We start from the raw sequence: 15,802 nt of genomic DNA on the forward strand, positions 1-15,802 counted from the left end.
CCTTCCGGCACTGTCGCGTTTCGGGTTCCCTCCCCTTGTTTTTTTAAGGGGAGGGTTACAACCAAAACGTGGTGTATAACCCAAACACACAGACGAGTAACAGCGCCCAGCCGATGAATTTGAAGAACACAGGCGTTTCGGCCTTTTGAATTTTGTCGTAAAAATGCTGGCCGATCAGGTGCCCAATGAAAGCACAAGGCAGCAACCACAGCTGATGGATCAGTTGCAGATCGACGCCCGCAATCAGGAACGAGACCATCTTGATGCAGACCAAGATGAACCACAGCACAAACAAGGTATCGCGTAACTGATGGCGCGGTACTTTGGTGGCAAACACCGAAACAATCAATGGCGCGCCGATTAATGACGTGCCGCTCACATAACCACCCATCATCAGCAGACCGGTGCTGACAACAGGGTTGTTGCTGTAGAACGGTTTAGCCAGAATATAAGACACGGCAAACACCGCAACGATAATGAAAATCACCCCAGTCACAATATCATGGGGCAAGGTCAGCAAACCAAATACACCGATCAATTTTGGGACAATCATAATCCCCAGCGCTTTGCGCAAATAGCCCCATGCGATATTGCCCGTGGCTTCGCCGTGCTCTGTGGTGGCGTGTTCCTGTTTGGCTTTTTGCGAGCCTCGCCAGGCGATCCAGCTCGAAAACACCAGTAAATGAATCGAAATGATGGGTAAAAATACCAGTGGGTCGTTATGGACGAGCAGTAGAAATGGCAATGCTAAGACGGCACCGCCAAAGCCTAATCCTGTACGGACAAAGCCGCTCCAAATAAAAATCCCTGCGATGGCAGCGTACTGCCACCAAACTAAATGTTCCATGATGAGGTGGTCTCGTTGTGAATCTGAGTGGCTAAATTATGAGGGTTTGAACCACGCTTGGCTATGGAGAAAGGCCATCAACTCATCGCGTACCAGTGTTGCTCTGACAGATAAACTGCGGCGATACGGCCATACCACATAGATTTCGCGCGATCGACCACGCCATTCAGGTAGCACACGCTTGAGCTGCCCTGCTTGAATCTCGTCATACACAAGACTTTCGGGTAAAAACGTCACCCCGTGCCCATGTTTGACAAGGTTGACTGAGATGCGCATATCGTTACAGGTGTGGCGATGGGGCTTATCGATGGTTTGCTCCGCGCCAGACGCATCGTGAATCAAATGCCACTCATTAAACAGCTGCCCTGCAATACTTTGTGTTTGTTCCAGTTGCTCTATCGTCTCGGGAAAAGGCGACAAACTGGGTGAAGCCACCAATATTCCTTGTATTTCACCCACCTTACGTTGAATTAACGATTGATTGCTGGACTGGCCAGAGCGCAAAGCGAGGTCTGCTTGAGTATCTTGTAAGCTTTGAAAATCATTACTCAGCTCAATACGAAGTGAAATTTGTGGGTACTTGATGGCGAACAGAGGCCAAAACTCATCCAACGGCCCCGCACCAAGGTTCGTCGGCGCGAGGATCTTCACCTCCCCTTCTAAACTGTTTAGCGTGTGGTCCAAATCGGAGATACGTTGGTCGAGGGCTTCGATAAATTCCGCGCACTCACGATAATAAGACGCCCCCGTTGTTGTCAGCGTCAGGCCTTTGGTAGAGCGATGCAGCAACACCGAACCAAGGGTGCTTTCAAGATTCGCTATACGACGTGACACCGTTGCGATGGTCATACCCAACTTCTCGGCTGTCGCCGTCAGGCTTTTGGTTTGCGCCGCGGTGATAAAGATTTTTAGATCATCTAGCATTTTGCATATTTGTAAAAAGGGTCCTTAAAAGTGTCTATTTTTACCAATATAGCGATTTGTTATGCTGTATGCATTGTTAAACTTATGCAGTAACGCTGAGGCTTCCTATGAAACACCGTATTATTTTTGCGACGATGATGTCTTTCGTATTGTCGTTATTGATGTCCGCTTGGATTACCTTCTTGAACATCGGCCTGCACCCTGACTTCGTTTCCTCTTGGCTGCACGCTTGGATATTGGCTTGGCCTGCAGCGGGTGTCATCTCGTTTGTGTTTGCGCCCTTCTTACATCAACTGGCCCATCGCTTGGCGGAGAAAGTGTAAGCACTGAAAAAGACGCTGGTTTAATGGACGCCTTCCAGTTCCAATAGCACGGCTTTGCGTTCTAGCCCGCCCGCATAGCCAGTGAGTTTGCCGTTGCTGCCGATGACGCGGTGGCACGGTACTACAATGGAAATAGGGTTTTTGCCATTGGCTAGCCCAACCGCGCGCACGCCTTTCGGGTTGTCGATGGCATTCGCGATTTCTTTATAGCTGCGCGTTTCACCAAAAGGTATGGCGCAGAGTGCTTGCCAGACACTTTGCTGAAACGGCGTTCCTTGAGCCGCTAAAGGCAAATCAAACACCGTCAGCTGGCCCGCAAAATACGCGTCGAGTTGGCGGCAGGCTTCGATGGTAAGCTCAGATGGATTCGACGTGTGCGCCCCCGACGCTTCGACAAATCGAATCGACGTAATGCCCTCCTCAGTCGCTTGAATATGAATCAGGCCGCATGGGCTTTGAAGGTATTGGTTGTACATAGCAGGCTCCTTATTCTTGATGACATCGGCCATGTGCCACAACTGAATGGCTAAATAACTGCGCCAAGGAGCCGCGTGCTCAGGTTGAATCGGCAGTGTATCGGTCATAGTGCGGACGATTAAGTCGCCGGCTAACGTTCTGTCTGGGTCGCTCAATCCGCGCATCATTATATAATCCAGCGTCCAAGGGCCAATGCCTTTTAACGCGAGTACGGCGTCGGGTGCAAAGTCTTTGGTGTCGGTGGTGGCCATATAATGAGCAAACGTTCGCAAGGTGTTTTTTCTCGCTTGCGGCATTTTAAAGAAGGCTAGGTCACTGGCCGCGACCGCCTCTGGCGTCGGAAATGACAGGCCAAAGCCGTTGTCTTGCCCTAAGGCTTGAGTCAGTTTATTGAGTTGGGAAATGGCCGCTTTCACCGCCACTTGCTGACCTAAAATGGCTCGGCACCCCGCTTCAAACACACTCCAAACACCGGGTAACCGCAGCCCTTCGACCGCCTCATTAGGGCTAATGCCCGCCGACAAGAGCGCTTGGAAAATAAGATCAGGATCGGCATTGAGGTCGAGCACGCGCGTTAACGTCGCCAGTATGTTAGGTGCCGCTTGCAACGTATCAATCGATACGCTCACTGCAAACCCATTGTGCTCGGGTTGATGCTCTGCATAAATCCAACCATTGACGCCATCCTCGCTAAATACACGTCGATAGCTGCTATCACGCACCTCTTCTACCTTGGTAATAGCGCGCCTACGCAAGAAGTCCCGAACCATCGCCCATTGGTAAGGCGGACGATACGCAAGAAAGAGCGTTAACTGAGGCACAGCCTGTTCCATGCAGTCGGGGTTAGCGCGACGCAGTTGCGAGGGGGTTAATGACCAATGGCTTTTCATAACGCTCTGCAAACGTCTGGCGGAGTGAAAGCCAACGCTCGATGCCACATCATCAATGGGCAGACGGGTTTGCTGCAACAGACGCTTAGCAAACATCAGCTGGTGATAAAGCTGAACACTCTTAGGTGACAGGCCCAACTCGGCATGAATCAATTTATGTAAGTAACGCTCGGAGATGCCCAAACGCTCGGCAATCGTGCTAATCGGCTCCGGTGGCAGATTCGACAGCAGCGTTTGCGCTCGCGTGGCTGTGGTTTGAGTGCCCTGCCAAGCACAGGAACCGGGCGCACTGTCGGGTCGACAACGTAAGCACGGTCGAAAACCGTCGCGCATCGCTTCCAGCGCTTGTTGGTAGTAGGTAACGTTGGATTCGTTCGGCAAACGCGCAGGGCAAATAGGACGACAGAAAATCCCCGTACTTTTGACCGCCACGAAAAACGTCCCATCAAAGCGCTGATCACGCGCCAGCCTTGCTTGCTGAAAGGCCGACCGCTGCTGACTAGAAAGCGTATTACTGCTCATCCCTATTACCCATTAAAAAAGAGTGTCAGCAACAGTGTAAATCATCACACCTGTAAACATGCGACGAAATCGGAACTCAATAGAATCCCTTCATATCTGTGGGTTGGCGATGCCACGCATTTTCTTTGCTTTGTACGACCTCGCTGTGCGAGGGAACCCGCCCCCGCTCCGCTTCTAACCTGCAGGTTTGCAATGCCACGCATTTGCTTCGCTTGCGCAATGTCTCGTTCCGAGACCGTCAGCGCGAATCAAACGCATGGCATCGCTTAGCAAAGCGTTTGTACGACCCGATTGTATCAGGGACACGTTGTACGACCTCGCTGTGCGAGGGAACCCGCCCCCGCTCCGCTTCTCATCTGCTGGTTGGAGCTGCCATGCATTTCCTTCGCTTGCGCAATGTCTTGTGCCGAGACCGTCAGCGCGAATCAAACGCGTAGCATCGCTTAGCAAGGCGCTTGTACGAACCGACTCAATCGGGGAAAAGTTTACGACTTACCAAAAACTTGCTCAAAACTATCTGTCTGCCCTTGGTCTGCTTCTCTTACCGATTGATCGAAGTCGCTCTTAAAGCCTGTTTGAGAAAGCAAATACAGAGACTCTTGTAAGCCTTCATAGTGTTCACGAGACATGATCATTACATTCCCCGTTTTATGTTGAACCTCGATGACTTCATCGTCTTGTTTTAGCTGATCAATCAACTCATAAAGTGAATTTTGAGCATCTGTAGCCGTCATTTTTCTCATTAAGAAAGCCCCTTCTTTTAGTACTTAAAAAGTATAGGTTGATTTCAGAATTGAGCTAATCCGTAGAGGTTAGAGTGCCTTGCGTTTGCTTGCCATCAACTGTTAGCTGGAATGCCATTACCACGGCTGCAAGCCTTATTAGGCCATAAGCAGATACAAACCACTTTTCGCTATCTGCAATGGATCGCGATGATGGATCTAAAAAGACGGGACAGTGAGAATCTATTGCCATCGACTGGAGTCCATCATGAACGGGATAAGCCTAGCGAGCGTGATTCATTATTGTCACGAACAACAACAGATACACGCCAATGCAAGACAATGGCAAGTGCTGCATCATATAGAAGATTGTCGAACCGAGCGCATGGGCACAGGCAAATATCAATGCCATGGCTGTGGTCATCATTGGTTTTGGCATCATAGCTGTCGAGATAGGCATTGTCCCCAGTGCCAAAAGAAGGCAAGCGAACAATGGCTATTGAGGCAAGAAGAACGATGTTTGCCAGTGCCATATTTTCACATCGTTTTTACGCTGCCTCATGAGCTAAACGCTTGGATAGCCAAACACGATCGAGTCATTTATGACGCCTTGTTTCATGCTGCATGGCAGGCGCTGAATGAGTTAAGCCAACGAAAACACAAAGGTCGGGCAGGTATGACAGCAGTCTTACACACATGGGGCCAGACATTGGTGCGTCATGTTCACCTTCATGCCTTGGTTCCCTCTGAAGTGTATAGAGATCAAGGCTGGCATAGTCTGAGGAAACACTATTTTCTTCCGGTAAAGCTGTTATCAAATCGTTTTAGAGGGGCTATGGTCAGTCAACTAAGAGCCGCTTTTAGCGAAGGGTTATTGCCAGCGTTATGCAAAACGGAGGTGAGTCAGCTACTGAATGTTTTAATGCAAAAGCCTTGGGTGGTCTATTGCAAATCAGCGCTTGAATATCGCTCATCATTAGTCAGTTACTTAGCCCGATACAGTCACCGTATTGCTTTATCTAACAATCGCTTCCAAGTGTGGAACAACGACAAAATCAGCCTTCAATATCGAGATTACCGCTCTAATAAACAGTCGTTTTTAACACTCACGCCACAAGAGTTGGTGAGGCGTTTCTTACTCCATGTCTTACCCAAAGGATTTATGAGAATCAGGCACTATGGCTGTTTATCGAATGCCATAAGAGCCAAGGTGAAGAAGCGGGTAGATAAGCAGTTAGGCAGGTACGAACCGAAAGCCAATGGAGGCAGTGAAAAGACGGCTGAATCAGGATGTTCATGCCCTGCTTGTGAAGAACGTACTGTTACATATCTTGGCGACGTCTCTGAGAGTAAAGTGACAGAACGGCTTCGCGTCATGTTGCTATGGGACAATAGCGGTTAGCGTTAGTGCTTAGTGAGATCAGAGTATAAAAAAAGATCAGGTCATAAGGCCTCAGGGAATCGCTTGCCTCTCTGATCAAATCACGCTACAAAAGGGTACATTAAGAACCAACATAGCGGCGATCAAAGACGATCTGAAGCGGCATAGTCCAAACAGACTCTGAAGTTTAGCGAGTTATTTAACAGGGAAGTCCCACCATGAAAAAAGCAAATCCTTTATATAGACAACGCAGCCGTTCAACCGTGGGTTTATAGCCGCAGCTACGCTGCCGTATAACCCTTAATTGTTAGAGTTTTAATCGAATAATCAGAGATATTTATGGAAAGAAAGCATCAGGTCTTCGTTTCATCTACATTTAAGGATTTAGTTGAAGAGCGGAAAGAAGTTATTCATGCGCTTCTTGAGCTAGATTGCATTCCATCTGGAATGGAACTTTTTCCCGCTACTGATGAAGATGCTTGGTCTCTCATTACGGAAGTAATCGATGGGTGTGACTATTATTTACTTATATTGGCCGGCAAGTATGGTTCCGTAAACAAAGATGGAGTGGGCTTCACTGAAATGGAATTTGACTATGCTCTAGACACTGGGAAGCCAATTATTTGCTTTCTTTACGATGATATCGAAAACCTACCGGCTAAAAAGATCGAGTCCTCCGAAGTTGGCAAATCTAGATTAGCTAAATTTCGAGAGAAAGCTAGTGAGAAACATTGTAAATTTTGGAGTTCTGCTCCTGATCTAGGAGGGAAAGTCTCAAGAAGTTTAGTCCAGTTGAAAAAGAAACACCCGTCAGATGGCTGGGTTCCTGGTCGTTTTGCCGTTGATCAAAAGATGGTTGCGGAAATGGAGAAAATGAGAGCCAGGGTTGCTGAGCTGGAAATGGAGTCCTTGTTAAAACAAAATACTGTACCTGATAACTTCGATGAATTGGCTGGTGGGGAAATAGAGTATACTGTTCCGTGCAATATCGTCATTAACGATGATGGTGATACAGAAAGAATGCCCATTAGGGCTTCATGGGATAAAATATTCTCTTACTGTGGTCCAGTATTGGCTGGCGAATGTACGGCTTCAGAGCTGAAAGATAAGATTGTGTTGGCATATTACCATTCAATTCCTGATGAGTTTTTAGAGTATACCCAGTATCGAAGGATGGGATTGCCTTATGTTTGTGAAGACCAAATTCACGTACAGCTTCAGGCTCTTGGATTGATGGAGCCGGGGACGAAAAAGCGAGCAGTCTCTGACACAAACACTTATTGGAAGCTGACTACCTTTGGTGAAAAATATTTAATTCAGATTAAGGCAATCAGAAAAGACTCTAACAAATCAATTCAGCCGACCGCTGAAGCGGCGGCAGATTGAGGCGTTAGGCTTTTTTCTCATTCACAAACAAAAATAAAGGGATTTATATGGATAAAAACCAACTTGATATTGAACGTCATATCATTAAAGAAATAATTGACAGAGTTCATGATGAACAGACACGTATATCAGACACTTGTCAAAGAGATATAGCGTTTTTAGTACGCTCTAGAATACCTAAAGGCAAGACTTGGGAAGAGTTAAATCATCTAGAGATTAGACACTTAATTGAAGAGTTTTCAAAAAAGCTTCATCAAGATGCTCCAAAATCAAAAAGTCACGAGAAAAGAGCGGTTATTCGTAGGTCTCTTTTGAGTGGTATAAAAAAGTTGCTAAGTGATATTTGGCCTTTTGGGGAGTAGTTGATGGATAGTAGTGAAAGAGATAAATTAGCATTTGATTATGCTAAAGAGACAACGAAACAATTAATGACTCTGGCAACAGGTTTTATTGCATTAACAGTAACGTTTTCAAAAGATTTCATAAGTAATGCTCCAGATGAAGTAAAGTGGAAAGCAACAGCAGTTTGGGTTTTGCTTTTGATATCAGTCTTGTTTGGGCAAATCTGCTTAATGGCATTGACTGGGATACTTGGCTCAAATAGAAAGCCGCTTCCATCTTTAGATATCTACAACTCATCGGTTAAATGGACATCCTTCATTCAGGTTGTTACCTTTTTTGCTGGGCTAGGTTTTGGGATTTATGTTGCAATAAAGGCCATCTAGGTGCTATGCCTAACAAACGACTTCAAGTCGGATTCGTAAACATGTACCGAATTCGCTTTCGCTCAAGTATTAATTGATTGGGGTCAAATGAAAAATAGTCCCAATAATTGTTCCAACAAATGAGCAAGTAAAAGAAGCTTCTCGGCATGGATCACGATAGTTCCAGTGCTCCTACTGTGGTGCTACTGCTTCGGAGTGGAATCACTTGTAGTAAGTGCAATCAACTGCGCGCCTGCAGAGCCGGATGCTCCTACCTCGCGCCGATTATTGCGGCATTAGCAGTACTGTAAACTGATGTACAACATACTGTACATGTACTTAGTCTTAAACTAAACTTGTCCCATATATTGTACAAGTGAGGTGCAAAATGAGAATAGTCTCTTTTACCGAAGCTCGAAATAACCTAAAAGCCGTTTTGGATAATGTCATTAACGATGCGGATACGACTGTAATCACTCGTCGTGACTCTGAAGATGCTGTTGTAATGTCATTGGATTACTACAACAGTCTTATGGAAACGGTTCATTTACTTCGTTCTCCAGCGAACGCTGAACACTTAAATCGTTCAATGGCACAGTTTAAAGCGGGTAAAACGACCCAGCGAGAACTTATTGATGAGTGACAGGCTATTATCATGGACTGATGAAGCTTGGAATGGTTACGTATATTGGCAGACTCATGACAAGAAAACCTTGAAACGTATCAATAAGCTAATGGCCGATGTAAAGCGCACGCCATTTGCTGGGATTGGAAAACCGGAACCTCTTAAAGAATACCTTTCAGGCTTCTGGTCTCGCAGAATAGATGATACCAATCGTTTGGTATATGCCGTGGATGATACAGCAATTACGGTTATTTCGTGCCGTTATCATTACTAGTAATTACCCTTTCTTTGGGCGTTAAGTATTCAAGGAATACGCATGAGATTAGTTGTTATATATAAAGACAAGCTTGAGATGGTGGGTCATTGAGGTAATCGGGGGCAGATGAAAAATAGCCCAAAATAAGCGCCATTAAGTTTTCACCGTTTAAGCGGGCGTTATGCTGCTACAAGGAGATGAGTCGTGGGGTTCTCAGAATCTGAAAAAGCCGCTTTGTTAGCGGTGAAAGGTGTTGGGCCTACTGTGGTTAGGAGGTTTGAAGAAATCGGTATTGATTCCTTCGAGGCGTTATCTGCGCACACTGCAAAAAATGTCGCAGAAATGGTGGCTTCAATGCTGAGAACCAGCTGTTGGAAAAATAGTCCTCAAGCATTGGCGGCTGTTGAAGCTGCCATCTCGCGAGCGAAAGAAGGTCTTTAGCATTGCTCAGCTTGAACGGTTACTGGGTTCAGATGAAAAATAGCTGTCATGCATTTTTGGATTCGACAAAGCATGTTGTTTAAGGTCTTTTAGACTTATCAGGTCTGTACCTCTTTCTATTTGACAATGATTAGCACAAAAAACGGCCTCCGATGAGGCCGTTTTTGTTAGACAGGCAAATCGTTACGATTTCGTCGTGGGGATGTCTTGGGTTTCATCTTCGTTGTTTTCATTCCAGATGTTTTCATCGATCTGGTCTTTCAGCTCAGGGTATTCTCTGGCATCAAAGATAGGAATATGAGTTTTACGTTGCTTGAAGTAGTCTTTGGTCAATTTCACGACCACGCCTGACAACATGACGATGGCGATTAAGTTGATGGTTGCCATCAATCCCATGGCCGCATCGGCGGCATTGAACACCATCGCGACACTTTGATAAGCGCCCCAAGGGATCATAGCTAGGGCTAAGATACGTAAAATGAAAATACCGGGCTTGGTCGCCCATTTGAGGTACGTGAGCGCATTTTCTGCGTAGCTGTAATTACCAATGATGGATGTAAAGGCAAAGAACAAAATCGCAATGGCAACAAAGTAGCTACCAAAGCCGCCTAGGTGCTCATCAAGGGCTGTTTGTGTGAGCATAATGCCGGTTTCATCTGTACCCATTGCGCCTGACAGTAAGATCATCAATGCCGTGGCAGTACAGACAAGCAAGGTATCAATGAACACACCGAGTGACTGCACCATGCCTTGAGACGATGGATGATGCGGATAGGGTGTCGCGACGGCGGCGATGTTCGGCGCCGACCCCATGCCCGCTTCGTTTGAGAACAAACCACGTTTTACACCGTTTAGTAAGGCACCCGCGACGCCACCTGCCGCTTGCTCAAAGCCGAAGGCACTTTTCACAATCAGTGCCAGTGCGGCAGGTACTTCTTCAATATTGACGACAATCACGAACAGCGCCAATAGCAAGTAGGCGCCCGCCATAAACGGAACAAGGATCTCGGCAACACGGGCAATTTTCTTGATGCCACCGAAAATTACCACAGCAGCCAGCGCCATGATGACAAAGCCGGTTGCAAGTTTAGGGATGTTAAAGGCTTCTTCCATTGCGCCAGCAATTGAGTTGGCTTGCACGGCGTTAAACACTAAGCCAAAGGCAAGAATCAATGCCAATGAAAACAGCGCTCCAGCCCACGGGGCTTTTAGGCCTTTAGCAATATAGAATGCAGGGCCGCCGCGTAGCTGGCCGTTGGCGTCGCGCACTTTATAAAGCTGCGCCAAAGTGCTCTCAGCATAGGCGGTTGCCATACCAATCAATGCGACCATCCACATCCAGAAAATCGCGCCTGGGCCACCTAAGACGAGTGCAACAGCCACGCCTGCCATGTTGCCGGTGCCGACACGAGAAGCAAGGCTGGTGCAAAGTGCTTGAAAAGGAGAAATACCGCCACGGTCGTTTTGTGGGGTGCGCATGATGGTGCGAATGAACTCTGGGAAGTGTCGGATTTGAATAAATGCGAGTCGGATGGTGAAGAATACACCGACCGCGAGCAAGCCATAAATGAGGATATAACCCCAAAATAGATTGTTTAATGTATCAATAATAGCAGCCATAAGACTCTCCATATTATGTTTTTATGTAGGGAAAGCACATGGAGCATAGGATCGAGCGCCCCTTCCCTGGAAGCACGCAAAGACAGCGCGACATTAAACATAGCAATTATAAAATCGATCAACTGGACAAAAAGAGTGCAAACACTAAGTGACTAAAATCATTGGGTAATTGGGATCAGATGGTTTGGGTAAGATGAAAATAATCTCGAACCGCCAACGGCGATGCTCGTAGCTTTTCCTTAATCTGATGTCTTCACTGCAGAGAAAGACGCGTCTTACACAGCGTGAAACACAGTGGTAGTAGGGGAATTCGTTGGCTTCTTGCTTTAGGCATGTGCTGATTATCGGTCAATTGGCTTATAATGCGGCACTCAAGTCTGTGTGTGATAACGCATCAGCGTAGCAGAACATTAGGGATTTAAGATTTTTGAAAATGGAGTAGTAAGGATGAATAGGACTGAAATGGAAGCATTCGAATCAACACAAGAGTACGTTGGGTTTTGGGCAAGATGTGGCGCGTCATTTATTGACAGTATTTTAATAATTGTATTTACATTTCCAATGTTACATACAATCTATGGCAGTCAGTATTGGAGCTCAGATCAGTTCATTATAGGGTTGCCTGATTTTATTATTAGTTGGGTGCTGCCTATTGTCGTAACAGTTTTGTTTTGGATTTATAAATCAGCCACCCCAGGTAAAATGGTGATCAAAGCCAGAATACTCGATGCCGCTACAGGTAACGTTCCAACAATAAAGCAGTCAATCATTCGTTATTTTGGCTATTTTATTTCAATGCTCCCGTTTGGTCTTGGTTTTTTCTGGGTCGCTTGGGATAAAAAGAAACAAGCGTGGCATGACAAGCTTGCTGGTACAGTCGTGATACGTCCGGTTAATAGAGGTGTTGAAACCGTAAAGTTTTCCGTGAAGTAATTGGGTTCAGATGAAAGTAACCAAAAAAAGCCACGCCTGTATCAGGCGTGTCTTTTGTGTGTCAGGCGTGTTGGTTACGCAGGAATTTGCTGGGTAATGCAGTGCAAGTTCCCGCCGCCCAGTAGGATTTCGCGTGAGGGAATGCCCACTAACGTATGCTCTGGAAAGGCGGTTGCTAAGACGTCTTTCGCGCGTTCATCTTGTGTGCTGTCCAGTTGCGGGTAGAAGATGGCGCCGTTGCAGATTAAGAAGTTCGCGTACGATCCGCCGAGACGTTCGCCTGCTTCGCGTGCCATGCGGTCCGGTTGTACCAAGCCTGCGGCTTCTTCTTGAGACATGTAGAGTGGTCCCGGAAGCGGCATCTGATGCACTTTGATCTTCCGCCCCTTGGCATCGGTTTCATTGGCCAGTATTTCGAGTGCTTGTTGGCTGATGGCATACTGCGGATCAGAGCTGTCTTCACAGACAGTCAGAATCACTTCGCCGGGTTTGACCACATGCAGGATGTTGTCGATGTGGCCGTTGGTTTCATCGTTGAATAAACCCAATGGCAGCCAGATGACTTTTTCGATGCCCAAGTAATCCATGAGATACGCTTCGATCTCTGCACGGCTTAAATCTGGGTTACGACTGGGGTGCAGTAGACATTCTTCGGTGGTGTAGACGGTACCTTCCCCATCGCAGTGAATGGAGCCACCTTCAAGAATAAGCGGGGCGTTGTAGCACACCACATCTTCATGTTCGGAGATACGTATGCCAACGGTTTCGTCGTCAGACCAATCATCGTAGAGGCCATCTAGCTCGCCCCCCCACGCATTAAACTGCCAATTGACGGCGCGTTTTTCGCCAGCGCTGTTCACGACCATAGTCGGGCCGATGTCCCGCATCCACGCATCGTTATAGGCCATCGGGAAAATCTGTACCTTTTCTGGCAGCATGGCTCTTGCTTGTGCCTCTTGCTCCGGCAGGACGGCGACTTTGACGGTGACGTAGTCGCTGAGACGCTCGATAAAGTGCGCAAACGTTGCCTGCCCTGGCACAGCCTGTTTGCGCCAATTGTCTGGTCGAGTGGGCCACGCCAGCCAAACGCTGGCAAGAGGGCTATGCTCTCCCGGCATCCAAAAACCGTCTGTTTTAGGGGTAGGTACTTGCATAGCGGCTCCTATTTGACTTGTCCATCAAGGGTTTTGATCACATCGTAATGCTCTGGACGACGATCACGGAATAAGCCCCACGCTTTGCGCTGAGTGCGTATGTGCGCAAGATCGAATGTGTGCACTAACACGTCTTCGCTGTCGCGGTTGGCTTGTTGAACAAGCTCGCCAGTTTCATCACAAATAAATGAAGACCCGTAGAACGTCAGTTCTAAATCGCGATGCTGAGCGGTTTCCTTGCCAATACGGTTGGAGGCAATCACAGGTACTTGGTTGGCGGCGGCATGACCGCGCATGGTGTTGGTCCAGTGTGGCATGGTATCAAGCTGTGGTTGGCTAGGTTCAGAGCCTATCGCAGTTGGGAACAATAAGATATCCGCACCCATTAAGGCCATAGAGCGTGCGGTTTCAGGGAACCACTGATCCCAACAGATGCCTACGCCAACGCAACCGAACTTGGTTTGCCATACTTTAAAGCCGGTATCCCCAGGGCTGAAGTAGTATTTTTCTAAGTAGCCATCGCTGTCTGGGATATGTGTTTTACGATATACGCCCAGTAACTCACCACCGGCATCGATCATGGCGACGGAGTTAAAGCGAACTTGCCCTGCTTTTTCAAACCAGCTGAACGGCAAGACCACATTAAGCTCTTTGGCCAGAGTGGTAAAACGCTGGAATGCCTCATTTTCAGCAAGTGTGGTGGCCAAGTCATGGTAAGGCTCATGAATCTCAATACAAAAATACGGCGTCTCAAAAAGCTCTTGGATCAAAATAATGTGTGCGCCTTGCGAGGCCGCGTTGCGAATCAACTTTTCAGCACGGCTGAGGTTGTCCTGTTGATCCCAAGTACAGTGCATTTGTGTGGCCGCCACCGTTACTTTTGACATAGTGTGCTCTCCAGATCATCACCCAGATGGGTACAGTTATTGTAATAAACAAATCGGCAAAGAGTTTGCTTTGACGTACTGCCTCATCTTAGTGAGCTGCTAAAAAAACGATATACCCCCACGGGGATATGGTGAGATAGGATGGCACTCAGTTAACTTAGAACCCTAGCAATTCACTACACGTTCCCCGTGAGCGTCAGAGAAAGGACGGACGAATGAAAACCTATCAACAATGGCAAACACTTCAACAGGAACTGTCTCTGTCGACGCAGGCCTACATCAATGGACGTTTAACGCCAGCGCAAAGCGGTGACACATTCGCCTGCATTAATCCGACTGACGAGCGCTTACTGGGAAACGTTGCCAGCTGTGATGCGGCGGATGTCGACATCGCTGTGGATGTGGCGAAAGCGGCCTTTAAAAGCGGTACTTGGTCGGAGATGGCACCGAGTAAACGCAAGCGCATTTTACAAAAGTGGGCCGATTTACTGGAGCAGCACCAAGACGAGTTGGCGTTAATCGATACCTTAGATATGGGGAAATCCATTTCTGAAATGGTCAACATTGATGTACCTGACTCGATCGACTCCCTACGTTGGTCGGCGGAATGCATCGATAAACTGTATGGCGAAATTGCGCCAACCAATAAAGACAATCTAGCGTTGATCAGTCGCGAAGCATTAGGTGTGGTAGCGATCATCACACCATGGAATTACCCTTTGATGATGGTGATGTGGAAGATTGCGCCTGCGCTGGCAGCGGGCAATTGCGTTATCCTGAAACCCTCTGAAAAGTCGCCGTTGAGTGCGTTACGAATTGCCGAGTTAGCAACGCAAGCGGGGGTCCCAGATGGTGTCTTCAATGTCCTCCCCGGTTATGGTCACACCGCTGGTAAAGCCCTTGCGTTGCACCACGATATTGGCACGTTGGCTTTCACTGGTTCCAGCCGTGTCGCCGGAATGCTGATGCAATATGCGGGTCAGTCCAATATGAAGCGCGTATGGCTCGAAGCCGGCGGTAAATCCCCGTGCTTGGTGTTTGAAGACTGCAAAGACATTCAAGCGGCCGCGAAAGGCGCCGCAACGGCCATCTTTACTAATCAAGGCGAAGTCTGTATCGCTTGTTCGCGTTTGTATGTGCAAAACAGCATCAAAGATGAATTCATGGTGGCGCTACTGGAGGCGGCCAAAGCGTATGTGCCGGGCGACCCTTTGGACCCTGCAACCAAAATGGGGCCGATGGTCGACAAAGCCCAGCTAGATACCGTGACGCGCTTTATTGAAAGTGCCATCGCGGATGGGGCGACGTTAGCCTTAGGCGGCGTACCTGAGTATCAAGCGGGGCAAGGCTTCTATGCTAAGCCGACCATCTTTACCGATGCGACACATGAGATGGAGTTTGTTCGCGAAGAAATTTTTGGCCCAGTATTGGCGGTCATGGGGTTTGACAGCGAAGACGAAGCGATTGAGCTAGCGAACGATTCCCAATATGGCTTAGGGGCGTCCGTGTGGACTAATGATTTAGGACGCGCTCACCGTGTCAGCCGCTTGCTGGAATCTGGCATGGTGTGGGTAAACACGTGGGGCGATGGTGATAGCACAGTGCCATTTGGTGGCGTTAAAGCCTCTGGTAATGGCCGTGATAAATCATGGCACGCACTAGAGAAATACACCGAACTCAAAAATACGTGGATCAGTCTCAAATAAATAT

The 15,802-nt window shown here is 47.7% G+C and carries 18 protein-coding genes; 10 read left to right on the top strand and 8 right to left on the bottom strand.

The window, feature by feature from the left end; genetic code table 11:
• Positions 1–55: 55 nt before the first annotated feature.
• Both AYW76_RS09655 and AYW76_RS09660 read right to left on the bottom strand, forming a co-directional pair.
• Positions 56–847 (bottom strand): sulfite exporter TauE/SafE family protein, encoded by a 792-nt coding sequence (locus AYW76_RS09655; RefSeq protein ID WP_067219098.1) that lies wholly within the window; start codon positions 845–847, stop codon positions 56–58.
• 36 nt (positions 848–883) lie between these two features.
• Positions 884–1,771 carry a LysR family transcriptional regulator gene (locus AYW76_RS09660; protein WP_067219101.1) on the bottom strand — a complete coding sequence of 296 codons (888 nt, stop codon included), beginning with the start codon at positions 1,769–1,771 and terminating at the stop codon, positions 884–886.
• Positions 1,772–1,878: 107 nt separating this feature from the next.
• Here AYW76_RS09660 and AYW76_RS09665 point away from each other — a divergent pair, with 107 nt between their 5' ends.
• Positions 1,879–2,094, top strand: a complete 216-nt coding sequence (locus AYW76_RS09665; protein ID WP_067219104.1) for a DUF2798 domain-containing protein — start codon at positions 1,879–1,881, stop codon at positions 2,092–2,094.
• A 20-nt stretch (positions 2,095–2,114) separates the two neighbouring features.
• On the opposite strand, the gene AYW76_RS19655 is transcribed toward AYW76_RS09665, so the two are convergent.
• From AYW76_RS19655 to AYW76_RS19100, 3 genes are all read right to left on the bottom strand, one after another.
• Positions 2,115–3,983 (bottom strand): methylated-DNA--[protein]-cysteine S-methyltransferase, encoded by a 1,869-nt coding sequence (locus AYW76_RS19655; RefSeq protein ID WP_067219107.1) that lies wholly within the window; start codon positions 3,981–3,983, stop codon positions 2,115–2,117.
• A gap of 485 nt (positions 3,984–4,468) precedes the next feature.
• Entirely contained in the window at positions 4,469–4,726 is a 258-nt protein-coding gene (locus tag AYW76_RS09675; protein WP_067219111.1) for a type II toxin-antitoxin system Phd/YefM family antitoxin, read from the bottom strand.
• Between the two features lie 55 nt (positions 4,727–4,781).
• Complete coding sequence (locus AYW76_RS19100; RefSeq protein WP_156489052.1) at positions 4,782–4,958, bottom strand: hypothetical protein; 177 nt, start codon at positions 4,956–4,958, stop codon at positions 4,782–4,784.
• Between the two features lie 15 nt (positions 4,959–4,973).
• On the opposite strand from AYW76_RS19100, the gene AYW76_RS09680 reads away from it, so the two are divergent.
• The 7 genes from AYW76_RS09680 to AYW76_RS09710 all read left to right on the top strand — a co-directional run bounded on the left by AYW76_RS09680 (position 4,974) and on the right by AYW76_RS09710 (position 9,498).
• Positions 4,974–6,107, top strand: coding sequence for an IS91 family transposase (locus AYW76_RS09680; protein WP_067219114.1), 1,134 nt, complete (start codon positions 4,974–4,976; stop codon positions 6,105–6,107).
• Between the two features lie 318 nt (positions 6,108–6,425).
• Positions 6,426–7,472 (top strand): DUF4062 domain-containing protein, encoded by a 1,047-nt coding sequence (locus AYW76_RS09685; RefSeq protein ID WP_067219119.1) that lies wholly within the window; start codon positions 6,426–6,428, stop codon positions 7,470–7,472.
• A 47-nt stretch (positions 7,473–7,519) separates the two neighbouring features.
• A complete protein-coding gene (locus tag AYW76_RS09690) occupies positions 7,520–7,834 on the top strand; it encodes a hypothetical protein (RefSeq protein ID WP_067219124.1) in 315 nt (104 codons plus the stop codon).
• A gap of 3 nt (positions 7,835–7,837) precedes the next feature.
• Positions 7,838–8,197 carry a hypothetical protein gene (locus AYW76_RS09695; RefSeq protein ID WP_067219126.1) on the top strand — a complete coding sequence of 120 codons (360 nt, stop codon included), beginning with the start codon at positions 7,838–7,840 and terminating at the stop codon, positions 8,195–8,197.
• 367 nt (positions 8,198–8,564) lie between these two features.
• A complete protein-coding gene (locus AYW76_RS09700; RefSeq protein WP_067219129.1) occupies positions 8,565–8,819 on the top strand; it encodes a type II toxin-antitoxin system Phd/YefM family antitoxin in 255 nt (84 codons plus the stop codon).
• Positions 8,812–9,075 (top strand): Txe/YoeB family addiction module toxin, encoded by a 264-nt coding sequence (locus AYW76_RS09705; RefSeq protein ID WP_067219132.1) that lies wholly within the window; start codon positions 8,812–8,814, stop codon positions 9,073–9,075. Before AYW76_RS09700 ends, AYW76_RS09705 begins: the two co-directional genes overlap by 8 nt.
• A gap of 186 nt (positions 9,076–9,261) precedes the next feature.
• Positions 9,262–9,498, top strand: a complete 237-nt coding sequence (locus AYW76_RS09710) for a hypothetical protein (protein WP_067219136.1) — start codon at positions 9,262–9,264, stop codon at positions 9,496–9,498.
• A 183-nt stretch (positions 9,499–9,681) separates the two neighbouring features.
• Here AYW76_RS09710 and AYW76_RS09715 read toward each other — a convergent pair whose 3' ends face one another.
• Positions 9,682–11,118, bottom strand: coding sequence for an alanine/glycine:cation symporter family protein (locus AYW76_RS09715; RefSeq protein ID WP_067219141.1), 1,437 nt, complete (start codon positions 11,116–11,118; stop codon positions 9,682–9,684).
• A gap of 462 nt (positions 11,119–11,580) precedes the next feature.
• On the opposite strand from AYW76_RS09715, the gene AYW76_RS09720 reads away from it, so the two are divergent.
• On the top strand, positions 11,581–12,051 hold the full coding sequence (locus AYW76_RS09720) for an RDD family protein (RefSeq protein ID WP_067219262.1): 471 nt from the start codon (positions 11,581–11,583) through the stop codon (positions 12,049–12,051).
• A 74-nt stretch (positions 12,052–12,125) separates the two neighbouring features.
• Here the strand turns inward: AYW76_RS09720 and aguA are convergent, their stop codons facing one another.
• Both aguA and aguB read right to left on the bottom strand, forming a co-directional pair.
• Positions 12,126–13,205, bottom strand: a complete 1,080-nt coding sequence (aguA, locus tag AYW76_RS09725; RefSeq protein ID WP_067219144.1) for an agmatine deiminase — start codon at positions 13,203–13,205, stop codon at positions 12,126–12,128.
• 8 nt (positions 13,206–13,213) lie between these two features.
• Positions 13,214–14,092: an N-carbamoylputrescine amidase gene (aguB, locus tag AYW76_RS09730; RefSeq protein ID WP_067219147.1), complete on the bottom strand. Its 879-nt coding sequence runs from the start codon at positions 14,090–14,092 to the stop codon at positions 13,214–13,216.
• 215 nt (positions 14,093–14,307) lie between these two features.
• Here aguB and AYW76_RS09735 point away from each other — a divergent pair, with 215 nt between their 5' ends.
• Positions 14,308–15,798: an aldehyde dehydrogenase gene (locus tag AYW76_RS09735; protein ID WP_067219151.1), complete on the top strand. Its 1,491-nt coding sequence runs from the start codon at positions 14,308–14,310 to the stop codon at positions 15,796–15,798.
• Positions 15,799–15,802: the final 4 nt, after the last annotated feature.

This window comes from Marinomonas gallaica, from assembly GCF_001639745.1.
In the GTDB taxonomy this organism is placed as follows: domain Bacteria; phylum Pseudomonadota; class Gammaproteobacteria; order Pseudomonadales; family Marinomonadaceae; genus Marinomonas; species Marinomonas gallaica.